Source organism: Sphingomicrobium nitratireducens, from assembly GCF_026157035.1.
Lineage (GTDB): Bacteria > Pseudomonadota > Alphaproteobacteria > Sphingomonadales > Sphingomonadaceae > Sphingomicrobium > Sphingomicrobium nitratireducens.
The window spans coordinates 1,392,809-1,418,382 of sequence record NZ_JANJZA010000001.1 but is presented as its reverse complement, the minus strand read 5'-3'; the positions used below and the strand labels follow the sequence as shown (position 1 = coordinate 1,418,382).

The 25,574-nt window shown below is 65.5% G+C and carries 23 protein-coding genes and 1 tRNA gene; 12 read left to right on the top strand and 12 right to left on the bottom strand.

From position 1 onward, the window contains the following. Positions 1-8: 8 nt before the first annotated feature. The 3 genes from NNY25_RS07345 (at position 9) to NNY25_RS07335 (ending at position 2,126) form a co-directional block, all read left to right on the top strand. Entirely contained in the window at positions 9-302 is a 294-nt protein-coding gene (locus NNY25_RS07345) for a PspC domain-containing protein (RefSeq protein WP_265570694.1), read from the top strand. Between the two features lie 256 nt (positions 303-558). After that, complete coding sequence (locus NNY25_RS07340) at positions 559-1,233, top strand: DUF6975 family protein (RefSeq protein WP_265570693.1); 675 nt, start codon at positions 559-561, stop codon at positions 1,231-1,233. Between the two features lie 47 nt (positions 1,234-1,280). Next, entirely contained in the window at positions 1,281-2,126 is an 846-nt protein-coding gene (locus tag NNY25_RS07335) for an AAA family ATPase (RefSeq protein ID WP_265570692.1), read from the top strand. Here NNY25_RS07335 and NNY25_RS07330 read toward each other — a convergent pair. Then, a complete protein-coding gene (locus NNY25_RS07330) occupies positions 2,123-2,344 on the bottom strand; it encodes a helix-turn-helix domain-containing protein (protein WP_265570691.1) in 222 nt (73 codons plus the stop codon). The two genes, NNY25_RS07335 and NNY25_RS07330, sit on opposite strands and share 4 nt — an antisense overlap. Beyond that, a complete protein-coding gene (locus NNY25_RS07325; protein WP_265570690.1) occupies positions 2,344-2,787 on the bottom strand; it encodes a hypothetical protein in 444 nt (147 codons plus the stop codon). Before NNY25_RS07325 ends, NNY25_RS07330 begins: the two co-directional genes overlap by 1 nt. Positions 2,788-2,873: 86 nt before the next feature. On the opposite strand from NNY25_RS07325, the gene NNY25_RS07320 reads away from it, so the two are divergent. Both NNY25_RS07320 and NNY25_RS07315 read left to right on the top strand, forming a co-directional pair. Next, positions 2,874-3,758, top strand: coding sequence for an ABC transporter ATP-binding protein (locus NNY25_RS07320; RefSeq protein WP_265570689.1), 885 nt, complete (start codon positions 2,874-2,876; stop codon positions 3,756-3,758). Then, the gene (locus NNY25_RS07315; RefSeq protein WP_265570688.1) at positions 3,736-4,488 is read left to right on the top strand and encodes an ABC transporter permease; all 753 of its coding nucleotides are present in this window, start codon (positions 3,736-3,738) and stop codon (positions 4,486-4,488) included. The genes NNY25_RS07320 and NNY25_RS07315 overlap by 23 nt, the downstream gene beginning before the upstream one ends. Positions 4,489-4,555: 67 nt before the next feature. Here NNY25_RS07315 and NNY25_RS07310 read toward each other — a convergent pair whose 3' ends face one another. After that, the gene (locus tag NNY25_RS07310) at positions 4,556-5,953 is read right to left on the bottom strand and encodes a methyl-accepting chemotaxis protein (protein WP_265570687.1); all 1,398 of its coding nucleotides are present in this window, start codon (positions 5,951-5,953) and stop codon (positions 4,556-4,558) included. Positions 5,954-6,079: 126 nt separating this feature from the next. Between NNY25_RS07310 and NNY25_RS07305 the strand changes: the two genes are divergently transcribed. Next, the gene (locus tag NNY25_RS07305; RefSeq protein WP_265570686.1) at positions 6,080-7,261 is read left to right on the top strand and encodes a vWA domain-containing protein; all 1,182 of its coding nucleotides are present in this window, start codon (positions 6,080-6,082) and stop codon (positions 7,259-7,261) included. Here the strand turns inward: NNY25_RS07305 and NNY25_RS07300 are convergent. Beyond that, entirely contained in the window at positions 7,258-7,611 is a 354-nt protein-coding gene (locus NNY25_RS07300) for a nuclear transport factor 2 family protein (RefSeq protein ID WP_265570685.1), read from the bottom strand. The two genes, NNY25_RS07305 and NNY25_RS07300, sit on opposite strands and share 4 nt — an antisense overlap. 128 nt (positions 7,612-7,739) lie before the next feature. On the opposite strand from NNY25_RS07300, the gene NNY25_RS07295 reads away from it, so the two are divergent. Continuing rightward, positions 7,740-8,732 (top strand): phosphatase PAP2 family protein, encoded by a 993-nt coding sequence (locus NNY25_RS07295; RefSeq protein WP_265570684.1) that lies wholly within the window; start codon positions 7,740-7,742, stop codon positions 8,730-8,732. On the opposite strand, the gene NNY25_RS07290 is transcribed toward NNY25_RS07295, so the two are convergent. Together NNY25_RS07290 and NNY25_RS07285 are read right to left on the bottom strand one after the other, a co-directional pair. Next, the gene (locus tag NNY25_RS07290; RefSeq protein WP_265571511.1) at positions 8,726-9,931 is read right to left on the bottom strand and encodes an exo-beta-N-acetylmuramidase NamZ family protein; all 1,206 of its coding nucleotides are present in this window, start codon (positions 9,929-9,931) and stop codon (positions 8,726-8,728) included. The genes NNY25_RS07295 and NNY25_RS07290 overlap by 7 nt on opposite strands. Continuing rightward, positions 9,931-10,446, bottom strand: coding sequence for a DOMON-like domain-containing protein (locus NNY25_RS07285; protein ID WP_265570683.1), 516 nt, complete (start codon positions 10,444-10,446; stop codon positions 9,931-9,933). Before NNY25_RS07285 ends, NNY25_RS07290 begins: the two co-directional genes overlap by 1 nt. Before the next feature lie 69 nt (positions 10,447-10,515). On the opposite strand from NNY25_RS07285, the gene tyrS reads away from it, so the two are divergent. Beyond that, entirely contained in the window at positions 10,516-11,736 is a 1,221-nt protein-coding gene (tyrS, locus tag NNY25_RS07280; protein WP_265570682.1) for a tyrosine--tRNA ligase, read from the top strand. Here tyrS and recG read toward each other — a convergent pair. Then, entirely contained in the window at positions 11,733-13,790 is a 2,058-nt protein-coding gene (recG, locus tag NNY25_RS07275) for an ATP-dependent DNA helicase RecG (protein WP_265570681.1), read from the bottom strand. The genes tyrS and recG overlap by 4 nt on opposite strands. 107 nt (positions 13,791-13,897) lie before the next feature. On the opposite strand from recG, the gene NNY25_RS07270 reads away from it, so the two are divergent. Together NNY25_RS07270 and mfd are read left to right on the top strand one after the other, a co-directional pair. Then, complete coding sequence (locus NNY25_RS07270) at positions 13,898-14,158, top strand: succinate dehydrogenase assembly factor 2 (protein WP_265570680.1); 261 nt, start codon at positions 13,898-13,900, stop codon at positions 14,156-14,158. Continuing rightward, positions 14,155-17,643, top strand: a complete 3,489-nt coding sequence (mfd, locus tag NNY25_RS07265) for a transcription-repair coupling factor (RefSeq protein WP_265570679.1) — start codon at positions 14,155-14,157, stop codon at positions 17,641-17,643. Before NNY25_RS07270 ends, mfd begins: the two co-directional genes overlap by 4 nt. On the opposite strand, the gene NNY25_RS07260 is transcribed toward mfd, so the two are convergent. After that, a complete protein-coding gene (locus NNY25_RS07260; RefSeq protein WP_265570678.1) occupies positions 17,640-18,434 on the bottom strand; it encodes an EAL domain-containing protein in 795 nt (264 codons plus the stop codon). The two genes, mfd and NNY25_RS07260, sit on opposite strands and share 4 nt — an antisense overlap. Before the next feature lie 169 nt (positions 18,435-18,603). Between NNY25_RS07260 and NNY25_RS07255 the strand changes: the two genes are divergently transcribed. Beyond that, entirely contained in the window at positions 18,604-19,380 is a 777-nt protein-coding gene (locus NNY25_RS07255; protein ID WP_265570677.1) for an NAD kinase, read from the top strand. Positions 19,381-19,438: 58 nt separating this feature from the next. Then, a tRNA-Asn gene (locus NNY25_RS07250) sits at positions 19,439-19,513 on the top strand. A gap of 49 nt (positions 19,514-19,562) precedes the next feature. Here the strand turns inward: NNY25_RS07250 and NNY25_RS07245 are convergent. From NNY25_RS07245 to putA, 4 genes are read right to left on the bottom strand one after another with little or no spacing between them, the layout of a single operon-like run. Continuing rightward, positions 19,563-20,687, bottom strand: a complete 1,125-nt coding sequence (locus tag NNY25_RS07245) for a hypothetical protein (RefSeq protein WP_265570676.1) — start codon at positions 20,685-20,687, stop codon at positions 19,563-19,565. Between the two features lie 8 nt (positions 20,688-20,695). After that, entirely contained in the window at positions 20,696-21,319 is a 624-nt protein-coding gene (locus tag NNY25_RS07240) for an MDR/zinc-dependent alcohol dehydrogenase-like family protein (RefSeq protein ID WP_265570675.1), read from the bottom strand. Next, positions 21,316-22,428, bottom strand: coding sequence for a hypothetical protein (locus tag NNY25_RS07235; RefSeq protein ID WP_265570674.1), 1,113 nt, complete (start codon positions 22,426-22,428; stop codon positions 21,316-21,318). Before NNY25_RS07235 ends, NNY25_RS07240 begins: the two co-directional genes overlap by 4 nt. Position 22,429: 1 nt before the next feature. Beyond that, positions 22,430-25,570 (bottom strand): bifunctional proline dehydrogenase/L-glutamate gamma-semialdehyde dehydrogenase PutA, encoded by a 3,141-nt coding sequence (putA, locus tag NNY25_RS07230; protein ID WP_265570673.1) that lies wholly within the window; start codon positions 25,568-25,570, stop codon positions 22,430-22,432. Between the last annotated feature and the right edge of the window lie 4 nt (positions 25,571-25,574).

The window sequence follows — 25,574 nt, the reverse complement described above, 5'->3', positions numbered from 1 at the left end:
ATATGACGATGGAAGAGAAGAAGCCCAACATGTTCACCCGCAACGACACCATCTTCGGGGTCTGCGAGGCGCTGGGCGAGGATCTGGGGTTCAACCCGTTGTGGCTGCGCCTGGCGTTCATCGCGCCGCTCTTCTGGGTGCCGGTCCAGATGGTCGTGCTCTATCTGGCGCTGGGCGCGCTCGTCTTCGTGTCGCGCCGCATCGCGCCCGCGAAGGAAATGGTCGTGCCGCACGTGACGGTTGCCGAGCAGACGATGCCGGTGCCCGCCAGCGATGCCGAGGCATTGGCCGAAGCGGCCTGACGCTTTTATCTCGAAGGAACGAGATCGAGACCCCGCGCCGCCTGCCCGGCGCGGGGTTTTTCATGCCCGGAAAAGTTTTTCCGCCATCGCGATCGAAAGTGCCTCCAACCGGGCAAGAATGTCCCGTTTCGAGCCACAAATTAACCTGCCTCTCCAAAAGGTGAAGGCCAAGGTAACCGCGTCTTTACGCGCGGCGGTTAAGGACGTGGTCTACCCACCAACGAACACTGCCAACGAGACGAAGGAGACAGGGGCGATGGTGAGCACCGCGGTGAACGGCAAGGCAGCGAGCATTGCCGAAGCGCAACTAGCGCGGGTGGCGGCCGATGGGCTTGCCGCGCACGACTATTGCGCCCAGCTGCGTCGCGCCTCGGGTCCGCATGCCGCGCGCGACCTGTCCGACGCCGTCCACCTCCTCTGCCAGCTCTATGGCCGTCACCCCGGCATGATCGAGATGGCGCTTGCGACCACGCCCGCGGGCGCTGTGCGCGACTGGATGATGCAGGCCGCCGACGGGTTCGACCGCGAGCGCCTTTACCTTGTGCGCCTTACCGCGCTCGCCGGGCCCCTGCCCTCCACGCCGGGTGCCGCGCAGACCGAAGCCGCGCTCGTCGCGCAGCGCCGCGCGATCGACACGCTGGCAGCCTCCGAACGTAACGGTTGCGCGCTGGGCGCCGCGACCGCGCTCGTCGCCGACTGGCCGTTCGTGCGCGCCGTGCTCGACACCGCCGCCGAGCGTTTCGGCCTGGAAGCGCCTGCCTCGGTCCTGCCCGGCGATGCCGACAGCGCCGCTGTCGTCGACGGAGCCATTACGGGCGCCGCTGCCGAGCGAGCCATGGGCTTTGGCGCCGAGCAGCTCCTGCTGCAGCATCGCGGCCTGTTCGATCTTCTCGAAGCCCGCGCCGAAGCGCGCAATAAGGCCGACGGCTGATCCTTCGCCGCCTTGCGCGCATCGCGGTGCGCGCCTAGGGCGGCTGCATGAAATTCGAAGGCACTTCTTCCTACGTCGCCACCGACGACCTCAAGGTCGCGGTCAATGCCGCCGTGGCGCTGCGCCGCCCGCTGCTCGTCAAGGGCGAGCCCGGGACCGGCAAGACCGTCCTTGCGCACGAAATCGCCGAAGCGATCGACGCCCCGCTAATCGAGTGGCACGTCAAGTCGACCACCCGCGCGGTCCAGGGCCTCTATGAATATGACGCGGTCGCGCGACTGCGCGACGGGCAACTCGGCGAAGAGCGCGTCCACGACATTTCCAACTATATCCGCAAGGGCAAGCTGTGGGAGGCGTTCACCTCCCCCAAGCTTCCGGTGCTGCTGATCGACGAGATCGACAAGGCCGACATCGAATTCCCCAACGACTTGTTGCAGGAACTCGATCGGATGGAATTCCATGTCTACGAGACCGGTGAGACGGTGAAGGCGGCCGACCGCCCGGTCGTGGTAATCACCTCGAACAACGAGAAGGATCTGCCCGACGCCTTCCTGCGCCGCTGCTTCTTCCACTACATCTCCTTCCCCGACCGCGAGACGATGGAAGCGATCATCGACGTGCACTTCCCCGGCATCCAGAAGATGCTGGTGAGGAAGGCGATGGATATCTTCTACCAGGTGCGCGAGACGCCGGGGATCAAGAAGAAGCCGTCGACGAGCGAGCTGATCGACTGGCTCAAGCTCATCCTCCACGAGGACATGCCGATGGAAGTGCTCGCCGACGCCGATCCGCGCAAGGCGATCCCGCCGCTCCACGGCGCGCTCTTGAAGAACGAACAGGACGTGATGCTGTTCGAGAAGCTGGCCTTTATCGCGCGGCGCGATGGACGCTAGTAGCCGCCCTCGATCTTGCGGACATGGTCGAGCAGGTCGCCCGGCTTGCAGCCCAGCTCCGCGCACATCCTATCGAGCGTGGAAAAGCGAACCCCCTTGACCTTGCCCGAGCGGAACAGGCTGAGCTGCGTTTCGGAAATGCCGATCCGCTCGGCCAGTTCCTTGCCGGTCATGCCGCGCGCAGCGAGCATCGCGTCGAGCGTTACCGTGATCGGCATCAGACGAACTCCTCGAGCTCGGTCTTCACCTGGCGAGCCTCGTCGATAAGGCCGGCGAGGCCGTAGAGCCCGACGCCGACCACGCCGATGACGATCGCGGTCTCGTTGATCGGATAGAGCGCGCGGCCGACGGTCAAGCTGGTGACGACGTTGGTGCCGAACACCTCGATCAACCCGCCGAGGAACAGGGCCAGCCCTGCGCGGCGCATCAGACGCGCCAGCGAGACGCCGAAGCGCTCGCCCTCGCCGATACGACGCAGCCACCACCAGGTCGCGCCCATCGCATAGAGATAGAAGGGTTTTGGCAGCAGCAACGCGGCCCACGCCGCATGGGGCGCCGAGCCCTTCAGGAAGGCCCAGCTCTGCGCCGCGAACAGCGTCGTCATGATCACGAAGACCCCGAGCGCCGCGCGCGCCATCCATCGACTGCGTTTCTCGATCACGGTCATCCTTTCGAATTTAACCTTGACTTAAACATGTATCAGTCCGATTTAAGTTTTGCTTAAATTCAAAACGAGGAGCGGTCAAGATGGAATGGGCAGTGGAGAGCCTCGGGCTCACCAAGAGCTTCAAGCACCACGTCGCAGTCGACGGGATCGATCTCAGCGTGCCGACCGGATCGATCTACGGGTTTCTTGGGTCGAACGGTGCGGGCAAGTCCACGACGATCCGCATGATCCTCGGGCTTCGTCGGCCCAGCAGCGGATCGATCAGCCTGTTCGGCGAGGAGCTGCGTCACGACCGCCGCCCGCTGATCGGCGCGATGGCAGACAGCCCGGGCGGCGCCTTCTATGACCATCTTTCGGCAGCCGACAATCTGCGCGTGACTGCAGGCGCGCTGGGCCTCGAGTGCGACGTCCCTGCCCTGCTCGACCGGGTCGGCCTCGCCGGCAAGGAGCGGCAGAAGGTGGGCGGCTTTTCCACCGGCATGCGCCAGCGGCTCGGCATCGCCCGCGCGCTGATCGGCGATCCCGCGCTGATCATCCTCGACGAGCCGCTGAACGGTCTCGATCCAGAAGGCATTCGCGCGATGCGCACGCTCCTCGTCGAGCTCGCCGAGGGGCGCACGATGATCATCTGTTCTCATCTCCTGAGCGAAATCGAGAAGGTCGCGACCCATATCGGGCTGCTGTCGCGAGGCCGGCTGATCCACCAGGGCCCGCTCGAGGATCTTCGTAGCGGCCCGCCGACCGTCGCCGTCTCCAGTGCCGACGAGAGGCTCGCATCCCAACTGCACCGGCTCGGCCTCGATGCCCGCTGCGATGGCGGCGCGCACCAGGTCACGCTTGGTGACGGGTGGAGACCTGCCCGCCTCAACCGCCTGCTCGTCGAAAGCGGTGTCGAAATCGACGCGCTGATCCCTCGCAAATTCTGCCTCGAGGAATTCTATCATGACCGCGTCAGCGCTTACTGACCCCATCGCCGTCCGGACTTCCGGACTGATCGCAAGCGAACTGACCAAGCTCAAGGGCTCGCTCGTCTACGTGTTGAGTGCTGCGGTCCCGGGCCTCGTCCTGCTGCTCGGCTTCCTGATCGGATTGATGGAGGGAACGACCGCCATGCGCTTGAGCGGCGGCACGGTCGCTTTATGGGCACAGGCGCTGATGCCCCTGGGCGTGCTGGCGCTCACCGTCGTCCTTGCCCAGCTCGAGCACCAGCCGCGTGCATGGGACCCGCTCCTTGCCCTGCCCGGCGCGCGCCGCCGTATCTATCTGCTCAAGCTTGCCGCCGCCGCGATCGTGCTTGGCCTTTGGCACCTCATCCTGTGGCTTGGCATCGGCGCAACGGACCTTTTCTTCGCGCACTTCTTGCCCGGCCAGGTCGAAGGGCGCGTCGACATGATCTGGACCGGCGAGACGCTGCTGCGCGTGTTCGGGGCAGCGCAGCTGATGCTCGTCGTCCAGTACGCGCTCGCCCTCTATTTCCGCTCGTTCGTGCCCCCCCTTGTCATCGGGTTCGGCGGAATCCTCCTCTCGCTGGGCGCCTACGCGTCCGAGAAGGGCGTCGTCATCCCCTGGATGATGCCGATCAACCAGATGGCAAGCGACCCGTGGCGCGCCGATGTCGCGCTGGCGCTGGGCCTGGGCGGCGGGATCGTGGCGGCGATCATCCTCCAGCTCGTCATGCAGCGGCGCGAGTGGTGAGACGCAAAAAGGGGCGCGGCAGCCTTGCGGCCATCGCGCCCCTTTCCTCGCGTGAGGTTCGTGAAAATCAGTCGTCGCGGTAGGCGAGTTCGAAATTGCCCCAGCGTTGCCCCTTGAAGAAGAGCGGCACGAAGACGTTCTTCACCGGGATCGTCTTGTCGCCCAGCTCCATGCGATACGTGGCGAGCATCGCCGCCTTGTCGCTGTTGACCGCGCGGCGCGTCGTCTCGTCCATGAAGATGCGACGGTTGCGGCAATGTTCATCGTTCCAGATGGGGTCGGGACCCGGCACCTGGCAACGCTCGGAAAGGTGGGTCGGTAGATAGCCGTTCACGTCGGTCACCGCGCAGGCGATGATCCGCTCGTCCGACGCCTTGAAGCGGTCGATCATCGGACGGATCAGCCGGTCGGCATGATCGCAGAAGCGGTTGTTGTACTGCGGCGGGTTGGACCCTTCGATTAGCTGGTAGTCGCGATCGAGCGCGTCCTCGACCGTCAGCTCGCCCGCATCGATCGCGGCCTCGACCGCAGCAACGACCCCGCGCATGGCGTCCTGTGCCTTGAGGATGAACGGCGTGTCGTCGATCTCGGCGCCCGAGTTGGCGAGCGTATCGAGCATCGTGTTGGTCAGCGTCTCGAGATGCGAGAGGCGCTTTTGCGACTTGATAAGCTGGCCGCCATTGTCTCGCGCGTCGGCGGCGAATTCGGACAGGCCCGCCTTCACGCGGTCGACGCTGGTCTGGATCAGGCTGGTCGACTGGGCGATGCCTTCGGTCTGGCGGTCGACCATGCCGACGATCTCGCTGACTTCGCGGACCGTGTCGCCGATCGCCGAGAAACCGGCCTGCGCAGCGCGGCTGCGCTCGACGCCCGTCTTGATGTCGGTGGTGACCGCACTCGCTTCGCGGGTCAGCTCGCCGATCGTCTCGGCAATCTGGCTGGTGGCGTTGCGCGTGTCGTGCGCGAGCTTCTTCACTTCGGCGGCAACCACCGCGAAGCTGCGGCCCGCATCGCCCGCGCGCGCCGCCTCGATGGTGGCGTTCAACGCGAGCATGTTGGTCTTGCGCGCGATTACCTCGATGGTCGAGCTGACCGACTGGACCTGGCTCATCGCGCCGGCAAAGCCCGCCATGCGCTCGCCAAGGTCGACGACCAGTTCGGTGAGGCCCTTGAAGCCCGCGATCGTGTCCTCGATCGCCGCGCGCCCGTCCTCGAGCTTGGTCTTGGCCTGCTCCGACAGGAGCCGCGCCTCGTCGGTCGAATCGGACACGCGCGCCTGGTCGGCGAGCAGCCGCGTCGTCACTTCCTCGAGCGTGTCGAGAGTCTTGAGGTTTTCCGCGATCCTAGTCGCGACATCCTCGACGTACCCAGCAACGTCGCTGCACTCCATCGACAGCGAACCGCAGTCGCGTGCAACCGTGCGAATGGCGTCTTCGGTAACTTCCTCGATACCCATCGTGGCCATGGGAATCCCCCGCAAAATCCTTGTTCCGATCCTTGTCACTAATCCCAAAACCCCTACTTCTTCGTTAACCACGCCATTGCCCGACCCATTTGCCCGACATCGCGGGGCGCGCTAGGGGCTGGGCCGATGTTCATTTCCTTCGTCGATGCGTTGCGCGCCGCGGGCTTGCCCGCCAGCCTCAAGGAACACCTGACGCTCCTCGAGGCGCTCGATCGCGAGGTGATCGCCGCCGACCCGACGCAATTCTATTACCTCGCGCGTGCGACCTTCGTGCACGACGAGGCGCATCTCGACCGGTTCGACCGCGTGTTCGCGGAGGTCTTCAAGGGGCTCGAGCGGGTCGAGGGCGAGGATCTGGTGCGCGGGCTTCCCGAGGATTGGCTACGGAGCGTCGCCGAGCGCTATTTCAGTCCCGAGGAGATGGAAGCGATCAAGAGCCTGGGCGACTGGGACGAAATTATGGAGACGCTGAAGAAGAGGCTCGAGGAGCAGGAAGGGCGCCATCAGGGCGGCAACAAGTGGATCGGAACCGGGGGCACCTCCCCCTTCGGACACGGCGGCTACAATCCCGAAGGCGTGCGCATCGGCGGTCCCGGGCGCCACGGCCGTGCGATGAAAATCTGGGAAAAGCGCCTGTTCAAGGATCTCGACGGCGACAAGGAACTGGGCTCGCGCAACATCAAGGTTGCCCTGAAGCGCCTGCGCCGGTTCGCGCGCGAGGGCGCTGCCGACGAACTCGACCTCGAAGGCACGATCGACGGCACCGCACGCCAGGGCTGGCTCGACGTGCGCATGCGCCCCGAGCGGCACAATGCGGTCAAGCTGCTGCTCTTCCTCGACATCGGCGGCTCGATGGACGCGCACGTGAAGATGGTCGACGAGCTCTTCTCCGCCGCGCGCAGCGAGTTCAAGCATTTCGAGCACTATTATTTCCACAACTGCATCTACGAGGGTGTGTGGAAGGAGAACCGGCGGCGCTGGGACGGGCAGACGCCGACCTACGACATCATTCACAAGTTCGGCCCCGACCATAAGGTCGTGATCGTCGGCGATGCTTCGATGAGTCCCTACGAGATCACCCATCCGGGCGGCGCGATCGAGCATTATAACGAAGAGGCCGGCGCAACCTGGATGCAGCGGCTGACCGATGCCTACAAGTCGGCGGTGTGGCTCAACCCGGTGCCCGAGCGCTACTGGGGCCACTCGATGTCGACGCGTGTCCTCAAGGAGTTGATGGGGGATCGCATGTATCCCCTCACCCTCGACGGCCTCGACGAGGCGATGCGCGAATTGAGCAAGAAGGCCTAGGCCTCGAAATAGCCTTTCATCGCGACGAGCTTTCCATCGCGGTCATGCTCGTACGTGTCGATGCCCTCGAGATGGATCGGCTGTCCTTCCTGCGAGGTTCCGCGAACGGTCCACTTGGCCGCAGTGAGCCGGTCGCCGCATGGCGTCACGAAGTCGATGGTCGTTTCGATCTCGTCGAACCCGGCAAGCAGGTTCTCCATGAACTCCCGCCGCGCCTCGCGGCTGTCGAGCGCGGGACCGTTGGCCGGATCGTGCGCAACCGCGTCGGCGGCGAACGTGTCGAGATAAGCGTCCACATCCCTCGCGGCGATCGCACGCCAGAAGGCCTGCACAGTCTGCACGTTCGTCATTGGCCACGCCCCGTTGCTAACTCTCGTTATTACGTAGCATTGCAAAACGACAGGCGCCACTAGTAAACCATCCGCTGTTCCCGTGGCATTTTCTAGGGGATGCAGGCGTTGTATTTGGGGATTCGGCCATGCAGGATCAGGGAATGCCGCGCTGGTTGATCATGTCGGCGTTTATCGTCACCTGCGAATATATCGTCGCCCTCTTGATTGGATCTCGGGCCGGCTATCCCTATCGCCTGCCGTTCGATGCCTATTTCATAACCTTCTCCACGGCAGCGCTGCTGATCGTTGTCGCGGGAATGCTCTACACCTTGGCGCGTTTCGCCTTTGAAGGCGAACAGCATCCCGCCCGCCGTCTGCTGGCGATGCCGAAGACGCCCGTCATGGTGTTCCTGGGACTGGTCGGACTGATTGCCCTCCAGCTTGCAGTTCTGATGTGGCTCAAGGTGATGCTACCCAAGGCGACGGGGTTCTGGGCCGATGACGTGTTAGCCGACGTCGACAATCTGCTGTTCTTCGGCAACGATCCCTGGATCATCAGCCATCGGCTCTTCGGATGGGCCTCCCCCCTGATCGACGACGCCTATGCGACTTGGGGGCCGCTCAAGACGATCTGTCTCCTTTCACTGATCTTTCTTCCGGAGAGCGATACTAAGGGAAGATTGATCCTCAGCTATTTTCTGGTCGTGTCGCTCACGGCCGTCGGACAATACGCTCTACCCTCGGCAGGGCCGATCTTCTACGAGCATCTCTGCCTCGGCGATCGCTTCGCCGCGCTGCCGTACCAGCCCTGGGCAGTGGAGGCGCGCGACTATCTATGGCGGGATTACTTGATCGGCGGCGGACTTCCAGGCGGGGGAATCTCCGCCATGCCCTCGTTACACGTCGGCCTCGCGTTCTGGATTGCCATGTGCGTAACGGCTGTTCTGCCGCGGCTGGCATTTCTAGCCTACGCCTACGCCGCCATCATCGTGATCGGCTCCGTCCATCTCGGTTGGCATTACGCCGTCGACGCGATCGGTGCCGGCCTGATCGTGCTTGTGTCCTCCACACTCGCTCGCCGTCTCGCCGTCCAGCGAAAGGATGAGGTCGTGGCTCCGGGCAACCCCGTCACTCAGTAGAGCAGCGAACTGGAGCGCTCCTCGCGCCACGCCCGCTCGTCCGGTGTAGCGAGGGCATCGAGGTCGGCAGCGGTCGCTTGTCGGTCATCGACCCATTCGCGCAAGGCCGGTCCGCCATTGATGACGTCGATGGCGAGGTGGCCCTCGGTATATTCGTATTTGAACTCCTCGCCGCGCCACAGGTGGTAGCCGGGGAAGATCGTGCGGATCGCCTTGAAACCCAGCGCCTGCAAGCGCCACGGCTTGAAGACCTCGTGATCGTAGAACTTGCCTTCGGCATGGATGTGGACGCCATGGCAAAGCTGCCCGACATGTTTGTGGAAGGTCGGTTCGAACCAGGTTTCGCGCAGCACGCAGCCTTCGAGCCAGTGCGGCGCGAGCTCGTGCATCGTGCGGATGACCGCGCGCGCCTCGATGTCGGGCGCGCCGAACAGTTCGAGCGGGCGGGTCGTCCCCCTGCCCTCGCTCAGTGTCGCGCCTTCAAGCATCACGGTGCCCGCATAAGCGCGCGCCATGTTGACGTTGGGCGCGTTGGGCGACGGATTGATCCACAGCCGCTCGGTCGGCCAGCCGAAGCCCGGCGCGCCTTCGATGGCGTATCCCTCCATCGCGATCACCGAATAGTCGACGTCGAGATCGAAGTGCTTGACGAACCAGTGCCCCATCTCGCCCAGCGTCAAGCCGTGGCGCATCGGCATCGGTCCTGCACCGACGAAGCTCTCGTAACCGGGAACAAGCGTGGTCCCCTCGACCGGCCGTCCAGCGGGATTGGGGCGGTCTAGCACGATCACCTGCTTGCCATGCTTGGCCGCGGCCTCGAGCAGATAGAGCAGGGTCGTGATGAAGGTGTAGATACGGCAACCGAGGTCCTGCAGGTCGACCAGCAGCACGTCCCACGGCTCCATCATCGCCGCGGTCGGGCGGCGCACTTCGCCGTAGAGCGAGAAGACCGGAATGTTGTGGACGGGATCGATGAAGTCGTCGCTCTCGACCATATTGTCCTGCTTGTCGCCCTTGATCCCGTGCTGGGGCCCGAAGGCGGCAGCCAGCGTGATGTCGTCGAGCGCGGCTAGCGCATCGAGGCTGTGGACGAGATCGGCAGTGACCGAGGCGGGATGCGCGCACAAGGCGACACGCTTGCCTTCGAGCGGCTTGCGCAGCGAGGGATCGGCGAGAAAGCGGTCGATACCGAACTGGATCATGGGGTCCCCAGGCGATGGACGAAGCCCGCCGGATCGTGGAAATCGGGCCGGTCGGACGGGTGGCATAGCGCCCAATAGCTGATCCGCCCATCCCTCTCTTCGATCACTGCCGACAGGCCGAGACGTGCGTCGGGCGAAAAGTCGGCCTGGAGATGCGCGGTCAGCTCGAACAGGCCGGGATGACGTCCGATATGGATCTCGACCCGTGCGGGCGTGTCGTGCATGCCCTCGCGGCGATCTTTGAACGCATAGGCTGCCCAAGCACGGTCCGGCGCAAAGTTGAACTCGCAATAGGCAGGCCCGCTATCGCCTTTCACGAACGCTTCAAGGCAGGTCGACTTCCACAATTCGTGGCGGCGTTGCGAGGGCTTGGGCGCGGGTATGACGATGCGGTCGAGATCGCCGCGCAGATAGTAATGGAGCCGCAGCCCGCTGCGCGACGACTGGAGGTCGACCTCGATCGCGTCGAGTGCATCGCAGGGCGTTTCGGGATGGGGAACGAGCGTCAACATCGGAGCCTGCATCATCCGCATCGCATTGTCGGTGGCAAGCGGCTTTTGGCGCTGCTAGGGGGCAAGGCCATGACGTATCAGAGCAGCCTGCTGAAGCTCCTGTCGGAGCGCGATTACATCCACCAGACGACCGACGCCGACGGGCTCGACGCGCTCGCCGCCAAGGACACGGTCACCGGCTATGTCGGTTTCGATGCGACGGCGCCCAGCTTGCATGTCGGCAGCCTGGTGCAGATCATGCTGCTGCGCCGCCTCCAGCAGGCCGGCCACAAGCCGATCGTCCTGATGGGCGGCGGGACGACCAAGGTCGGCGATCCGTCAGGCAAGGACGAAAGCCGCCAGCTGCTCACCCACGAGGCGATCCAGGGCAATATCGCCTCGATCCGCAAGGTGTTCGAGCGCTTCCTCGACTTCGACGGGCCCAATGCCGCGATCATGGTCGACAATGACGCGTGGCTTTCGGGCCTCGCCTATCTCGACCTGCTGCGCGAGGTCGGGCCGCACTTCACGGTCAACCGCATGTTGACCTTCGACAGCGTCAAGCTGCGCCTCGACCGCGAGCAGCCGCTGACCTTCCTCGAATTCAACTACATGATCCTCCAGGCTTACGATTTCCGCGAGCTGTACCAGCGTCACGGCTGCCGCCTGCAGATGGGCGGCTCGGACCAGTGGGGCAATATCGTCAACGGGATCGAGCTGACGCGGCGCATGGGTGCGGACGAGGAACTGTTCGGGGTCACCACGCCGCTGATCACCACCGCCGACGGCAAGAAGATGGGCAAGACCGCCGCGGGCGCGGTGTGGCTCAACGCCGACCAGCTGAGCCCCTACGATTACTGGCAGTTCTGGCGCAACACGGCCGATGCGGACGTCGTGAAGTTCCTAAAACTCTTTACCGATATCTCGCTCGAAGAGATTGAAAAGCTTTCGAAACTTCAAGGCGCCGAGATTAACCAGGCGAAGATCGCGCTGGCCAATGCCACGACCGCGATGCTGCATGGCGAAGAAGCGGCGAAAACCGCCGAAGAGACCGCGCGCAAGACGTTCGAGGAAGGCGCTTCCGACGACAACTTGCCCAGCATCGCCTCGAACGGCTCGATCTCGGTCCTCGACGCGCTCACCGGCCTCGGCTTCTGCGCCTCCAACGGCGAAGCTAAGCGAAAGATCAAGGAAGGTGCGGTCAAGCTTGACGACAAACCCGTGAGCGATCCGCAACTGCTGATCGCCGTAGCGGGGGCGCCGGCGAAGCTGAGCCTTGGCAAAAAGAAACACGGGCTGCTGCTGCCTTAGCCTCCCTTGAGCAGCCCCACCGCAGCATCCCGTTCGAACAGATAGAGGCAGGTGCGCGCCGCTTGGCCGCGCTCGCTGTCGAGGCCGCCGTCGCGGTCGAGGAGCAATCGCGCATCGCCTTGCGCAGCCGGAGCGAGCGCTGCGACCTGTTCGGGGCTGGCGATGCGAAAGCCCTGCTCGCCGGACTGGCGGGTGCCGAGGATTTCGCCGGGGCCGCGGAGTTTCAGATCCTCTTCGGCGATGCGGAAGCCATCATTGGTCTCGCGCATCAAGGCGAGCCGCGCGCGTCCTGTTTCGCTGAGTTCGGGGCCGCGCAACAGCAGGCAGCGACTCTTGCCTTCCCCGCGCCCGACGCGGCCACGTAGCTGGTGGAGCTGGGCGAGGCCGAACCGCTCGGCGCCCTCGATGATCATCAGCGTGGCGTTGGGCACGTCGACCCCGACCTCGATCACCGTGGTCGCAACGAGCACGCCGAGATCGCCGGCCGCGAATGACGCCATGACGTCATCCTTCTCGGGGCCCTTCATGCGGCCGTGGACCAGACCTACCCGCTCTGCGCCGAAGCGTTCGCGCAAGGTGCGTGCGCGCTCTTCGGCCGCCGCCGCGTCGAGCGCCTCGCTCTCCTCGACCAGCGGGCACACCCAATAGGCCTGCCCGCCCGCGGCGAGATGCCGCCCCAGCCCCGCGACGACTTCCTCCATCTTGGCCTCGGCCACGACCAGTGTGTCGATCGGCTGCCGCCCGGGCGGCAGCTCGTCGATCCGGCTAACCTCCATCTCGCCATATTGGGTCAGCGTCAGGGTGCGCGGGATCGGGGTTGCAGTCATCGCGAGGAGATGCGGCGGGTGTTTGCCTTTCTCGGTCAGCAACAGGCGCTGCGAGACGCCGAAGCGATGCTGCTCGTCAACGATGACGAGACCCAAGTCCTTGTAGGCGACCTTCTGCTGGAAGATGGCGTGCGTGCCGACGAGGATGTGGATCGAACCGTCGGCGAGCCCCATCAGGATCGCTTCGCGCGCGCGGCCCTTCTCGCGGCCGGTGAGGATGGCGACTTCGACGCCGAGCGGCGCGCACTGGCGGCGGAGCGTCTCGTGATGCTGGCGCGCGAGGATTTCGGTCGGGGCGAGCATTGCCGCCTGCGCGCCCGCTTCGACCGCGTGCAGCATGGCGAGCAGCGCGACCAGCGTCTTGCCCGAACCGACATCGCCCTGGAGCAGCCGCAGCATCGGCCGGTCCTGCGCCATGTCGCCGCGAATTTCGTCGATGACCCGCGCTTGCGCACCCGTCAACTCGTAGGGAAGCCGCAGCTTGTCGAGCAAATGCCCGTCGCCCTGGAGCCCGCGCGTTCGCCGCCGCTGGCTTGCCTGTCGGATCAGGAGAAGCGCCAGCTGGTTGGCAAAAATCTCGTCATAGGCCAGACGGTTGCGCGCCTTGTCTCGCATGGGGTCGGAATGGATTGCAGTCAGGCTCGCGCGCCAGTCCGCCCAGCCATGTCGCTCCTTGAGCGAGGGCTCGACCCATTCGCCCAGCACAGGCGCGCGTTCGAGCGCGAGACTCACCAGTTCGCGCATCCGCTTGTTCGTAATCCCCTCGGTGAGCGGGTAGACCGGCTCGCGCACGGGCAGCGCCTGCGCTTCTTCGGGCTTCATCACCTCGGGGTGGACGATCTGCAATTCCTGCCCGAACGCGTCGAGCTTGCCGACCACGGTGCGCGCCTCGCCCATCGGCAGCTGCTTCTTGGCCCAGCCCGGATTGTTGAAAAAGGTCAGCGTGACCGTGTTTCCGTCCGCGTCCGAGGCGAAGATGCGGCTCGGGGCGCGGCCCCTGCCCTCGCGCACTTGGAACGGGGTCACCTCGAGGATCACGATCCGCCCGACCAGCGCGTGGGTCGCATTGGGCGTGCGCACGCGTTCGAGCATGCCGGCGGGAAGGTGCAAGGCGAGATCGAGCGCGCGGGTGATCTTGAGCCGCGCCAGCGCCTTGGCGATGCCCGGCCCGACGCCCTTCAGCGCTTCGACCTCGGCGAACAAGGGCTGGAGAATCTCGGGCCGCATCGCCTCTCCCTAGCAAGCTGCCTTCGCATCGCCTACAGGGTCGGCGCACACGACGCCTGCCCGGATTTTCCGGGCGGGCCCGAGCCCCATGGGAGCGAGACGGGAATATGGACGATCTGCGGCGCGCGCTGCGTTACCGGGCCTGGCACCGGGGCACCAAGGAGGCCGACATGCTCGTCGGCGGCTTTTTCGACAAATATCACGAGACCTGGGGCGAGCATGAACTGGCCCTGTTTGCGGGCCTGCTGACCGAGACCGATGTCGACATCATGGCCTGGGCGATCGGCACCCAGGAGGTTCCCGAGCGTTATCGGGGTCCGATGATGGAAGCCATGCAGCGTCTCGACTATATCGCCCACGCCAGATGAGCGAGGCCCTCCCCCGAATTCTCGGCGCCGACAAGCCGCTGACGCTCTCGAGCGTGCCTGCTGGCTATCTGCCGTGGCTGGCGACCGATCTTGCGCGGGGCTGCGCGCACAAGGGCGGCCGCGCGGTCGTCATTGCCGCCGACGAGGCCGCGATGCGCGCGCTGGCCGATACCGCGCCGGTGTTCGCGCCCGAGATCGAGGTGATCTCGCTGCCTGCCTGGGACTGCCTGCCCTACGATCGTTCGAGCCCCGCGCTGCGCGTGATGGCCGAACGCTTGGGCGCGCTCGCCCGCCTCACGGAAAAACCGTCCAAGCCCCAGCTCGTCCTCACCACTGCGGCGGCGGCCGGGCAGCGCCTGCTGACCCCCGCGCGCATCGAGAGCCTGACGCGCCGTCTGGCGGAAGGCATCGAGCTCGACCGCGACGAATTGATCCGCATCCTCGACGCCAACGGCTACCAGCGCACCGATACGGTCCACGACGCAGGCGAATATGCAGTGCGCGGCGCGATCGTCGATCTTGTCCCCGCAGGCCGCAAGACCGGGATCCGCCTGGACTTCTTCGGCGACGAGGTCGAGACGATGCGCGAATTCGATCCCGCTGACCAGCGCTCGACCGGCCGCGCCAAGGCGTTCACGCTGATGCCGGCCTCCGAGGTCATGCTCGACGAGGGCAATATCCGCCGCTTTCGCGAACGCTATCGCGAATTGTTCGGCGCGACCGCGACCTCGGACCCGCTCTACCAGGCGGTCAGCGAAGGCCGCCGCCTCGCCGGCATGGAGCATTGGCTCCCGCTGTTCGAAGAAGAACTGGCGGATTTACAGGATTATCTAGGACGTCATGACGTCATCGTACGCGATGCCAATGCCGACGCGGCGATGGATGCGCGAGTGGAATCGATCGACGACTATTACGCCAACCGGAAGCGCGTCGAGGCGGCCGAGGCGGGCAGCTATCGCCCGCTGGCACCCGCGAAACTCTATCTGACCAAGGACGAATGGGGCGAGCGGATCGCGGAATTGCCGATCCACCTCGCCAGCCCCTTCCCGGCGCCCGAGGGCGACACCAGCATCGACTTCGACGTGGCGGGACCGCGCGACTTCGCCCCCGAGCGCGCACAGGGAGCGAATGTCTACGAAGCGGTCGCAGCCCACATCGCCAAGCTGGTGAAGGACAAGCACAAGATCGTCCTTGCAAGCTATTCGAAGGGCGCCCGCGAGCGCCTTGCCGGGCTCCTCAAGGATCACGGGGTGAAGGGGCTTTCCGCAGCCTCGGGATGGCAGGAAGCGCTGGGCGCCAAGGGGCCCGCCCTCGTCGTCCTCCCGCTCGACCATGGTTTCACGACGCGTGAGGTCGCAGTGCTGTCCGAACAGGACATGCTCGGCGATCGCCTCGTGCGCCGCCAGAAACGCCGCAAGAGTGCCGACGCCTTCCTTGCCGAACTCTCGGCGATGACGCCGGGCGACCTCGTTGTCCACGAGGAACATGGCATCGGCCGCTACGAGGGGCTCACCACCATCGATGTCGGGAAGGCGCCGCACGACTGCGTGGCGCTCGAGTATCACGGCGGCGACAAGCTCTACGTCCCGGTCGAGAATATCGACGTCCTCACCCGCTATGGTGGCGGCGACGAGGCGCACGCGCTCGACCGCCTCGGCGGCGAGGCGTGGCAGCGGCGCAAGGCGCGCATGAAGGAGCGGATCCGCGAGATCGCGGGCAAGCTCATCTCGGTCGCCGCGATGCGCGCGACGCGCAAGGGCGAGAGCGTCGAACCCGACAGCGCCTACCCGCAATTCGTCGACCGCTTCCCCTACGAGGAAACCGACGACCAGGAGCGCGCCATCGCCGACGTGCTCGAGGACCTTTCCTCGGGCAAGCCGATGGACCGGCTCGTGTGCGGCGATGTCGGTTTTGGCAAGACAGAGATCGCATTGCGCGCCGCCTTCGTCGCGGCGATGAACGGGATGCAGGTCGCGATCGTCGCGCCCACGACCCTTCTCGCACGACAGCACCACGCGAACTTCACCGAACGCTTCCAGGGCTTCCCGATCCATATCGGCCGCCTCTCGCGCCTGGTGCCCGCGGGCGAGGCCAAGCAGGTCAAGGAAGGGCTCGAGAAGGGCACCATCGACATCGTCATCGGCACGCACGCCGTCCTCTCGAAGACGGTCAAGTTCAAGCGCCTCGGCCTCGTCATCGTCGACGAGGAACAGCATTTCGGCGTGACCCACAAGGAGCGATTGAAGGAGCTGAAGTCGGGCGTGCACGTCCTCACGCTCACCGCCACCCCCATCCCGCGCACGCTGCAGATGGCGATGAGCGGGCTGCGCGAATTGTCGGTCATCCAGACTCCGCCAGTCGACCGGCTCGCGGTGCGCACCTACGTGATGCCCTTCGATCCGGTCGTCGTGCGCGAGGCGCTGTTGCGCGAACATTATCGCGGCGGACAGAGTTTCTACGTCGTGCCGCGCATCGCCGACCTGCCCGACATCGAGGAATTCCTCCGCGAGGAAGTGCCCGAGATCAAATATGTCGTCGCGCACGGCCAGATGGCGCCCAAGGAGGTCGAGGACCGCATGAGCGCCTTCTACGACCGCAAATATGACGTGCTCTTGTCGACCACCATCGTCGAGAGCGGGCTCGACATCCCGAGCGCCAATACGCTCATCGTCCACCGCGCCGACCGCTTCGGGCTCGCCCAACTCTACCAGTTGCGTGGCCGCGTCGGGCGTTCGAAGACGCGCGCCTACGCCTATCTCACCACGCCTGAACCGCGTCTCGTTTCCGACAGTGCGGCCAAGCGGCTCCAGGTTCTCTCCGATCTCGACAGCCTTGGCGCGGGCTTCCAGCTGGCCAGCCACGACCTCGACCTGCGCGGCGCGGGCAACCTCCTCGGCGACGAACAGTCGGGCCACATCAAGGAAGTCGGCTTCGAGCTCTACCAGTCGATGCTCGAAGAAGCGATCGCGACCATGAAGGCCGGCGGGGACGACGAGCCGCGCGAAGGCGCGGTCAATCCGCAGATCAACGTCGCGGCGCCCGTCCTCATCCCTGACGACTATGTCGCCGATCTCGACCTGCGCATGGGGCTCTACCGCCGCCTGGGCGACCTAAAGACCCGCGCCGAGATCGACGAATTCGCGGCGGAGCTGATCGATCGGTTCGGAAAGCTGCCGCACGAGGTTCAGAACCTGCTCACCATCGTCGAAACCAAGATCAACTGCCGCCAGGCGCGCATCGCCAAGCTCGACGTCGGCACCAAGGGTGCCGTCGTGACCTTCGCGGAAGGCGGCTTCCCCGACATTCCGGCGCTGTTCGGCTATATCGAGCGGCTCAAGGGCGCGGCCAAGCTGCGGCCCGACGAGAAACTGGTCGTCAGCCGCAGCTGGTCGAGCGAGCATGATCGCCTCAACGGCGCGCTCCAGCTTTCGCGCGGCCTCGCAAGAACCGCCGCCAAGGCCCTCAAAGAAAAGGAAGCCGCCTAGGCGACGTCGAGATTGGCGGTGCGCACGAAGCGCACAAGCTCGGCCTCGTCGAGCGGCTCGGCCCCCAGGAAACCCTGGTAGAGGTCGCAGCCCCACTCGGCGAGCAGGGCGAGCTGGGCGGAACATTCGACGCCCTCGACCACCGTCGAGAGGCCAAGGTCGGCCGCCAGACCGAGCATCGCGCGCACCACGATCCGGTCGCGGTCGCGCCCGACGATGTCGGTGACGAGCCCGCGGTCGATCTTGAGCGTGTCGATCGGCAAGCTGGTGAGATAGGCAAGGCTCGCATAGCCCGTCCCGAAATCGTCGATCGCGACCTTGATCCCGGCCTCGCGCAGCTTGCCGAGGCGGCGCGCGGCGGCCGGGTGGTCCGAGACCAGCCCGGTTTCGACGATTTCGACGGTCAGCCTGGTGGGGGGAAGGCCTTCGCGCCGCACGACTTCGAGGAGCCACTCGGGGAAGCCCTCGGCGACGATGTCGGACGGCAGCAGATTGACGGAAAGACCGATGTCGCCGAGCGGGCCGGTCCATTGCGCGGCGCGGCGGATCGCCTTTTCGATGACGAGACGCGACAATTCGCCCGACAGGTTGGCCTGCTCGGCGCGTTCGAACAGTTTCTCGCCATTTTCGGTGCCAATCCAGCGCGCCAGCGCCTCGACAGCGGCAACCCGTCCGCTCGCAGGGTCGATCTGGGGCTGATAGCGAATGGCAATGGCGCCCGAGGCAATGGCAGCCTCGAGCGCCCTGTCCCGAAGGCGCCACGTGAACAGCGGGTCGATACGCTCGCCCATTCCCGGCTCCTTCTGTCCCCAACTCACACGCAACAACATGCTGCGCACCCTGCGCGCCGCGCGGCGAATAGGACAGCACCGAAAATTTCCTGCCCCGCAACGGGACAGTGGCGGAAATCCGCAAAATCCCTATGGTCGCACCCAGTCACGAGCGAGGAGAGGCGCTGCCATGACCGTCAAACTGGCCCTTGCCGCCTCGCGCAAGGCGCCCGCCCAGGAAACCAGGGCCGAGATCGAAGCCGCCTACGACATCGTTCCGCCCGAGGAAGCGGACGTGGTCGTCGCGATCGGGGGCGACGGCTTTCTGCTGCGCACGCTGCACCTGATGCTCGAGGGAGAGATGGCGACGCGCCCGGTATTCGGGCTCAACCGCGGGACCGTCGGCTTCCTGATGAACGAATGGCGCGACGGGGATCTGGAGACCCGAATCGCTGCCGCCAAGCCGATCGAGATCGCCCCGCTCGCGATGAAGGCGCACACGATGGAAGGCGAGACGGTCGAGCGTGCCGCGATCAACGAAGTCTCGCTGCTGCGCGAAACCGGTCGCACCGCCAAGATCGGGATCGAAGTGGCCGGCCGCCCGGCGATCGACGAGCTGGTTTGCGACGGGGTGATGGTGGCGACGCCTGCGGGCTCGACCGCCTACAACCTCTCGGCGGGCGGGCCGATCCTGCCATTGTCGGCCAACATGCTGGCGCTGACCCCTATCTCTCCGTTCCGCCCGCGGCGCTGGCCCGGGGCAATCCTTCCCGAGGACACCGAGGTCCGCTTCACTGTTCACGCCCCCGACGACCGCCGTGTCTCGGCGGTGGCCGACCATTACGAGGTGCGAGACGTGACGCGCGTCGACGTAACGCTCGACCGCAAACGCCAGCTGACGCTATTGTTCGACCCCGACCATGCGCTCGACGAGCGGATCGCGCTCGAACAGTTCGCGACAAGCTAAAAGGGTCTTGCATGGCGCGAGCGACGCGTTATACGCCCCTCCATCGCCTTCGGGCTGCTCCCCGATAGCTCAGCGGTAGAGCATTCGACTGTTAATCGAATGGCCGTAGGTTCGAATCCTACTCGGGGAGCCATCTTCTTGAAAAGGCGGGTTTTGCGACCCGCCTTTTCGCGTTTCGGCCCCTACTGCCGCCGCGTGTCGGCGAGCCGGTTTTCTTCCCTGGCCAGCGTGCGCGCCTCGGGCTTCACGCAGGTCTCGTCGCCCTCGAACGCCTCCCGCCAGACATAGCCCGACTTGCACCCCGTCGGGCCGTAGGCGGAGTTGGGATCGACGAACGCCTTGGCGGTGATGTTCTCGACCTTGACGCGTGACTGCGCTTCCTTCGATACGCAGACCTTGTCGTCGGGCGAGGCGGCGCGCCACACGAACCCGTCCTTGCAGGCAAGCGAGGCGATCTTCATCGATCCGGGCGCGAGCATGGAGGAAGGCGAGCCCGTGGCTCCCGCCCGCCCCAGGCCATGGGTCGGTGCCGATGGCTTCGAAGGTGTTCCCTTGCCCAGTCGCATGTAGGTCACGTCATTCTTACCGTCGTCCGCCGCTGGCGGTCGTAGGGACATCACGTGGATGGTGTTCGAAGCCGGGCGATCCTCACAAATGATTCCGAGAGAATCGACGTAGTTGCCAGCACGACCGACGAGGCCCGCCATCTGTTCGCCCTCGGCGCAGGAAAATTCCATCGAACGAGGCGTGAACCTTGTCGATAATAGACCATGCTGGATATCGACTATGCCCGCGCAAAGCTCTCCCGTGTCGATGCAGAAGGTGCTGTCTTCGCAGATCACGTTGATCTCATTGACGTATTGCATCGGCAAGTCGCCGCCTCGTGTATAAGTGAGCCGGAGGCTGCGGACGGCGCTGTTACCCTTGCAATAAGCTTCCTGCGGCACCCCGCCCTGCCCGCCTGCCGTCCCTGGCTTTTTGCGCACCGTCCCACCGACAGGTCCGCAAACCGGTGCCACTTGGTCGATCCAGGCTCCCGACTGCGCAAACAGTCCGATCATTGCTTCGCCGGGCGGGCAGCGCAGTTCGTAGAGCGCCCCGCCTGGGCCGCCGACCGCCTTGAGGATGCGCGCGTTGGCAGTGGAAGGAACGGTTGTCGTCGCAAGACCCGTTGCCAGCCCCACGGCCAATTTCACGATATGTGTCTTCATGGTTACCTCCCAAAATGATGACGGGAGAAGGCAGCGGCGCGCGCCTACAGGCCATGACGATGTGCTGACGAACTGCTGACGGCTTCCTTTCGGCAAGCGAAGGATCAGCGCGCCGTCAGCTCGACGTAGAAATTGTTGTTGCAGTTGAGGTCCAGGGGGCGAAGCTCGTGTCCCATCGCCTCCAGACGCCGGGCCAGTTCGTCGCGTTCTTCCGGTTCGTTGCGCGTGTGGCCGAACAAACGTAGGTCGAGGATCGTGCGCGAAAAGCGCTTCATCGCCGCGAACGCGCCCGCATAGGTCTCGTCCGACCAGTTGCCGGCCACGTTGGTGAACAGCAGCGTCGCCGCGCCTGCCGGTTCGTCCGCGCGCAGGCCGCCGGGAAAATTGGCTTCACGCAACTCGTAGTCGGTGCCCTGTGCCACGGCATCTCGTAGCGCCCGGGCCGCCTCGGCGCGTTCGGGCATTTCCTCGAACCCGATCACGCGGCACCCCTTCAGCGCCAGCGCCGCGGACAGCACGCCGATGCCGATCCCGGCGTGGTAGATTGTTGTTCCGGTTTCCAGGTGCGCGAGCAGGCCGCGCTCGTACCGCGTAAAGGCCCGCTTCTTCTCCGCCCGCTGGACATAATAAGGAAGAAGGCCGCTTTCCTCGACGCCGAGCGCGCGATGCCGCTCATCGATAAACGTCACGACCTGCTCTTCGAATTGACGCAACTGCGCGCGTTTCATCGGTCCGTATTCATCCTGCAAAGTTCGTTCACGATCTCGCGCGCTGTCACGAAATCGGTAGTCAGGCCGGCCTTGTCGGCCGCCTCGAAGACGCTCTCGAGCATCGCGCGTACGCCCGGATGCTCGTGCGGGAAGACGATGTCGTCGACCCCCTCGCCATGCGCGCCGTGCATCGAATGACCATAGGTCATCACGTACAGCGTATCGCCGATCGTCACCGAGGCGTCCACCACGTCTCGCGCCCAGCCTTCCGGATCGGCAAGGTTGGGTGCGACGTCAGGATAGCGATAATCGAGCGCGCACACCATCCGATCGGGCCGCGAGGACCACAGGAAGAAGCGGTCGGCGCCCGGGTCTTCGCCCTGCGCTTGGGCGGCGCGCGCATCGGCGCCTTCGCGCGAATAGCAGCGCTGCCGTTCGCCCGGCACGATCCAGGCGGGATGGTGGAAGTCCGGATTGCAATGGGCAACGAACGGTTCGCCCGAAAAGGTGAAATCGCCCTGGCAGCCGAGCGCCTGCAGCCGCAGGATCTCGTCGTCGATCTCGCACACGTTGCGGTCCGACCCGTTGAGACCCCAGTTACCGTGGACGAACAACCACCTGTCCAGCGGCTCGCCGGTCTCCGCGCGCAACTGTTCGAGCGAGAGCCGCGTGAGAAGCGAGAAGCGCTCGCCCTGTCGTGCGCGTCCTTCCGGGGACAGCAGATAGGATGCGAATGGCGACGACTGCGCATATTTCTCGTTCGCGGTGACCCGTTCGTGATGGACGTGAATCTGGATTTCGTGCCCGCCGGCAGTCAGCGCCCGCATGGCAGGCGAGGTGACTTCCAGCTGTTTCGCGTTGAGCGGCAGGAAGCCGAGCGGCTCGCCTTCGAGCGAGACCGCGCCAGTTCGCTCCGATGCGACCGGCTTGACGTGCGTGCGCGTGAACAGGGTCAGGCGCCGCGCGTAAGGCAGCGCTGCCGTGACCTCGGCGAAGCGCTCGACCAGCGCGGCATTCTCGGGCCCGATGCTGCGGGGCTTCGAGCGCCAGGGCTCGAAATGGTCACAGTGGCAGTAAACCAGTCGCCGGACGTCGCGGTCCTTGAGGATCGTCTCGAGTCCCGGCACCCTATCCCTCGATGGCCGCCATCAGGCTCGCATTGCCGCCCGCCGCGGTGGTGTCGATGCAGGTCACGCGCTCGGTCGCGAAGCGCTCGACATAATGCGGGCCGCCCGCCTTGGGACCGGTGCCCGACAGGCCTTCGCCACCGAATGGCTGGCTTTCGACCACCGCGCCGATCTGGTTGCGGTTAACGTACAGGTTGCCGACCCGCGCATTGGCCTCGACGTAGCGGCGCGTGCTCTCGATCCGGCTCTGCAGGCCGAGGGTGAGGCCGTAACCGGTCGCGTTGATCTGGCCGATCACCTTGTCGAGCTCGCCCGCCTTCCAGCGGATGACGTGGAGGATCGGCCCGAAATTCTCGCTCGTCAGCTGGTCGAGCGCTTCGATCTCGTACATCGCAGGCGGCACGAAATAGCCGAACGCGTCCATTTCCTCCGGAATGTCACGGCGCATGATGCGCTTGGCGTGGTGGTCGAGCCAGTCGAGGTGACGGCGCAGCGCCTGGCGCGCGGCGGCATCGATGACCGGGCCGACATCGGTGTCGAGTTCTCGCGGATCGCCGATATGGAGCGCCTCCATCGCGCCGCCGATCATGCGGATCATGTCGTCGGCGACGTCGTCCTGGATGTAGAGGACGCGCAACGCCGAGCAGCGCTGGCCCGCCGACTGGAACGACGACGCCACGACATCGCGCGTCACCTGTTCGGGGAGCGCGGAGCTGTCGACGATCATTGCGTTCTGTCCGCCGGTCTCGGCAATCAGCGGGACGATCGGACCCGAAGAGCGTTCCGCGAGCGAGCGGGCGATCAGGCGCGCCGTGTCGGTCGAGCCGGTGAAGGCCACGCCGGCGGTCAGTGGGTGGCCGGTCAGCAAGCCGCCGACGCGCCCGTCGCCGGGCATCAGCTGGCACACGGCCTTGGGAATACCCGCCTCGTGCATCAACTCGATCGCCTTGGCCGCGATCAGCGGGGTCTGTTCGGCGGGCTTGGCCATCACCGCGTTGCCCGCCGCGAGCGCCGCAGCCACGGGACCGGTGAAGATCGCCAGCGGAAAATTCCACGGCGAGATGCACACCCACACGCCGCGTCCATGTAGGCGCAGCTCGTTATGCTCGCCGGTCGGCCCCGGCAGCGGGGTCGCATGGGTGAACTTGGCGCGCGCCTCGGAGGCGTAATAACGCAGGAAGTCGATCGCCTCGCGAACCTCGAGGATCGCATCGGGAAGCGTCTTGCCCGCCTCGCGAATGCACAGCGAGAAGAGCGTGTCGCGATGCGCCTCGAACAGGTCGGCAGCGCGATCGAGGCGCCGTGCACGCTCCTCGCCGCCCAACGCGTCCCAGTCGCGCTGCGCTTCGGCCGCGGCGGCCATGGCGCGGTCGATCGCGCCTTCGGTCGCCTCGTGCGCGATGCCGACCTCGATCCGGTCGTCGTGCGGGCTGGTGATGCGGCGGATGGGATGCTCGCCTACCGCCGGTTCGGTCGGAATCGCTTCGTAGGTCGCGCTCGAAAGCGACTTCAGACGCGCCATGATCTCGTCGCGCTTGAGGGGATCGGACAGGTCGAGACCCGCACTGTTCTTGCGGCCGGGGCCGAAGATCTCGTCGGGCAGCGGGATCATCGGATTGCGCTTGGGTTCGAGCATCTCGAGCTCGCTGACCGGATCGCGCACCAGCTCCTCGACGTCCAGGTTCTCGTCGGCCACGCGATTGACGAAGGAGGAATTGGCACCGTTCTCGAGCAGGCGGCGCACGAGGTAGGCGAGCAGCTCCTTGTGGCTGCCGACGGGCGCGTAGATGCGCACCGGGGTCGCCGCCTCGCCGATTCCTTCCTCGAGCTTGGCGAGTTCGTCGTAAAGCTCGGCGCCCATGCCGTGGAGCCGCTGGAACTCGAACCCGGGTGCACCCTTGCGTGGGCCCGCGAGCGCCTTGATTGCGGCGATCGTGTTGGCGTTGTGGGTCGCGAACGCCGGGTAGATGGCGTCGCTTGCGGCGAGCAGTTCCCTGGCGCAGGCGAGATAGGAGACGTCGGTCGCGATCTTGCGGGTGAAGACCGGATAGTCGCCCAGCCCCGCGACTTGCGCCGCCTTGATCTCGGTGTCCCAATAGGCGCCCTTGACGAGGCGAACGAACACTTTGCGGCCATGCTTGCGTGCGAGTTCGGCTGCCCAGCGGACCGTCTCGATCCCGCGTTTCTGGTAGGCCTGGATGGCAAGACCGAAGCCTTCCCAACCGCCTTCGAACAACGCGTCGTCGCTCGCGATCGCCTCGATGATGTCGAGCGAGAGCTCGAGCCGGTCGGCCTCTTCAGCGTCGACCGTCAGGTGGACGTCCGCTGCGGCCGCCTTGACGCATAGCGCGCGCAGCACCGGCACGATCACGGCCTTGGCTTCCTCGGCATGGCTCCATTCGTAGCGCGGGTGGAGCGCCGACAACTTGACCGAGATGCCGGGCGAGGCCTTGAAGCCGGGCTCGTCGCGCGCTTCGGTGCCGAGCCGGTCGATCGCGGCCTCGTACGCGGCGGCATAGCGCTTGGCGTCCGAAAACGTCTTGGCCGCCTCGCCGAGCATGTCGAAACTGTGTTGGATGCCGCGCTTTCGCTCGGGTTTTGCGCGCTTCAAGGCTTCGTCGATCGTGCGGCCGAACACGAACTGCTTGCCAAGGATCTTCATCGCTTGATTGACCGCGGTGCGGATGACCGGTTCGCCGAGGCGCCCGACCGCTCGGCCGATGGCGGCCTGCCAGTTCGAACTGCGGTCGTTGGCGGCTTCGAGCACTTCGCCCGTCAGCAGCAGCGAGAAGGTCGCCGCGTTGACGAAGGTCGACTTGGATCGCCCCATCTTCTCGGCCCAGTCGGGGCCGGCCAGCTTGTCGGCAATAAGGTCGTCGGCGGTTTCGGCATCGGGAACGCGCAGCAGTGCTTCGGCGAGGCACATCAGTGCGATCCCCTCGTCGGATCCGAGGTCGTAGGCCTGCATGAAGGCATCGATCCCGGCCGCCTTGTGTTCGCGGACCGCCGAGACGAGGCTGCGCGCCATTGCCGCAGCTTCGCGCCGCTGGCCTTCGGAGAGGCGCGCTTCCTCGATCCGCTTGTGGACGAGCGCGTTCTCCTCCGCCCGATAGACCCGACGAAGCGCAGTGCGATCGATCATGACT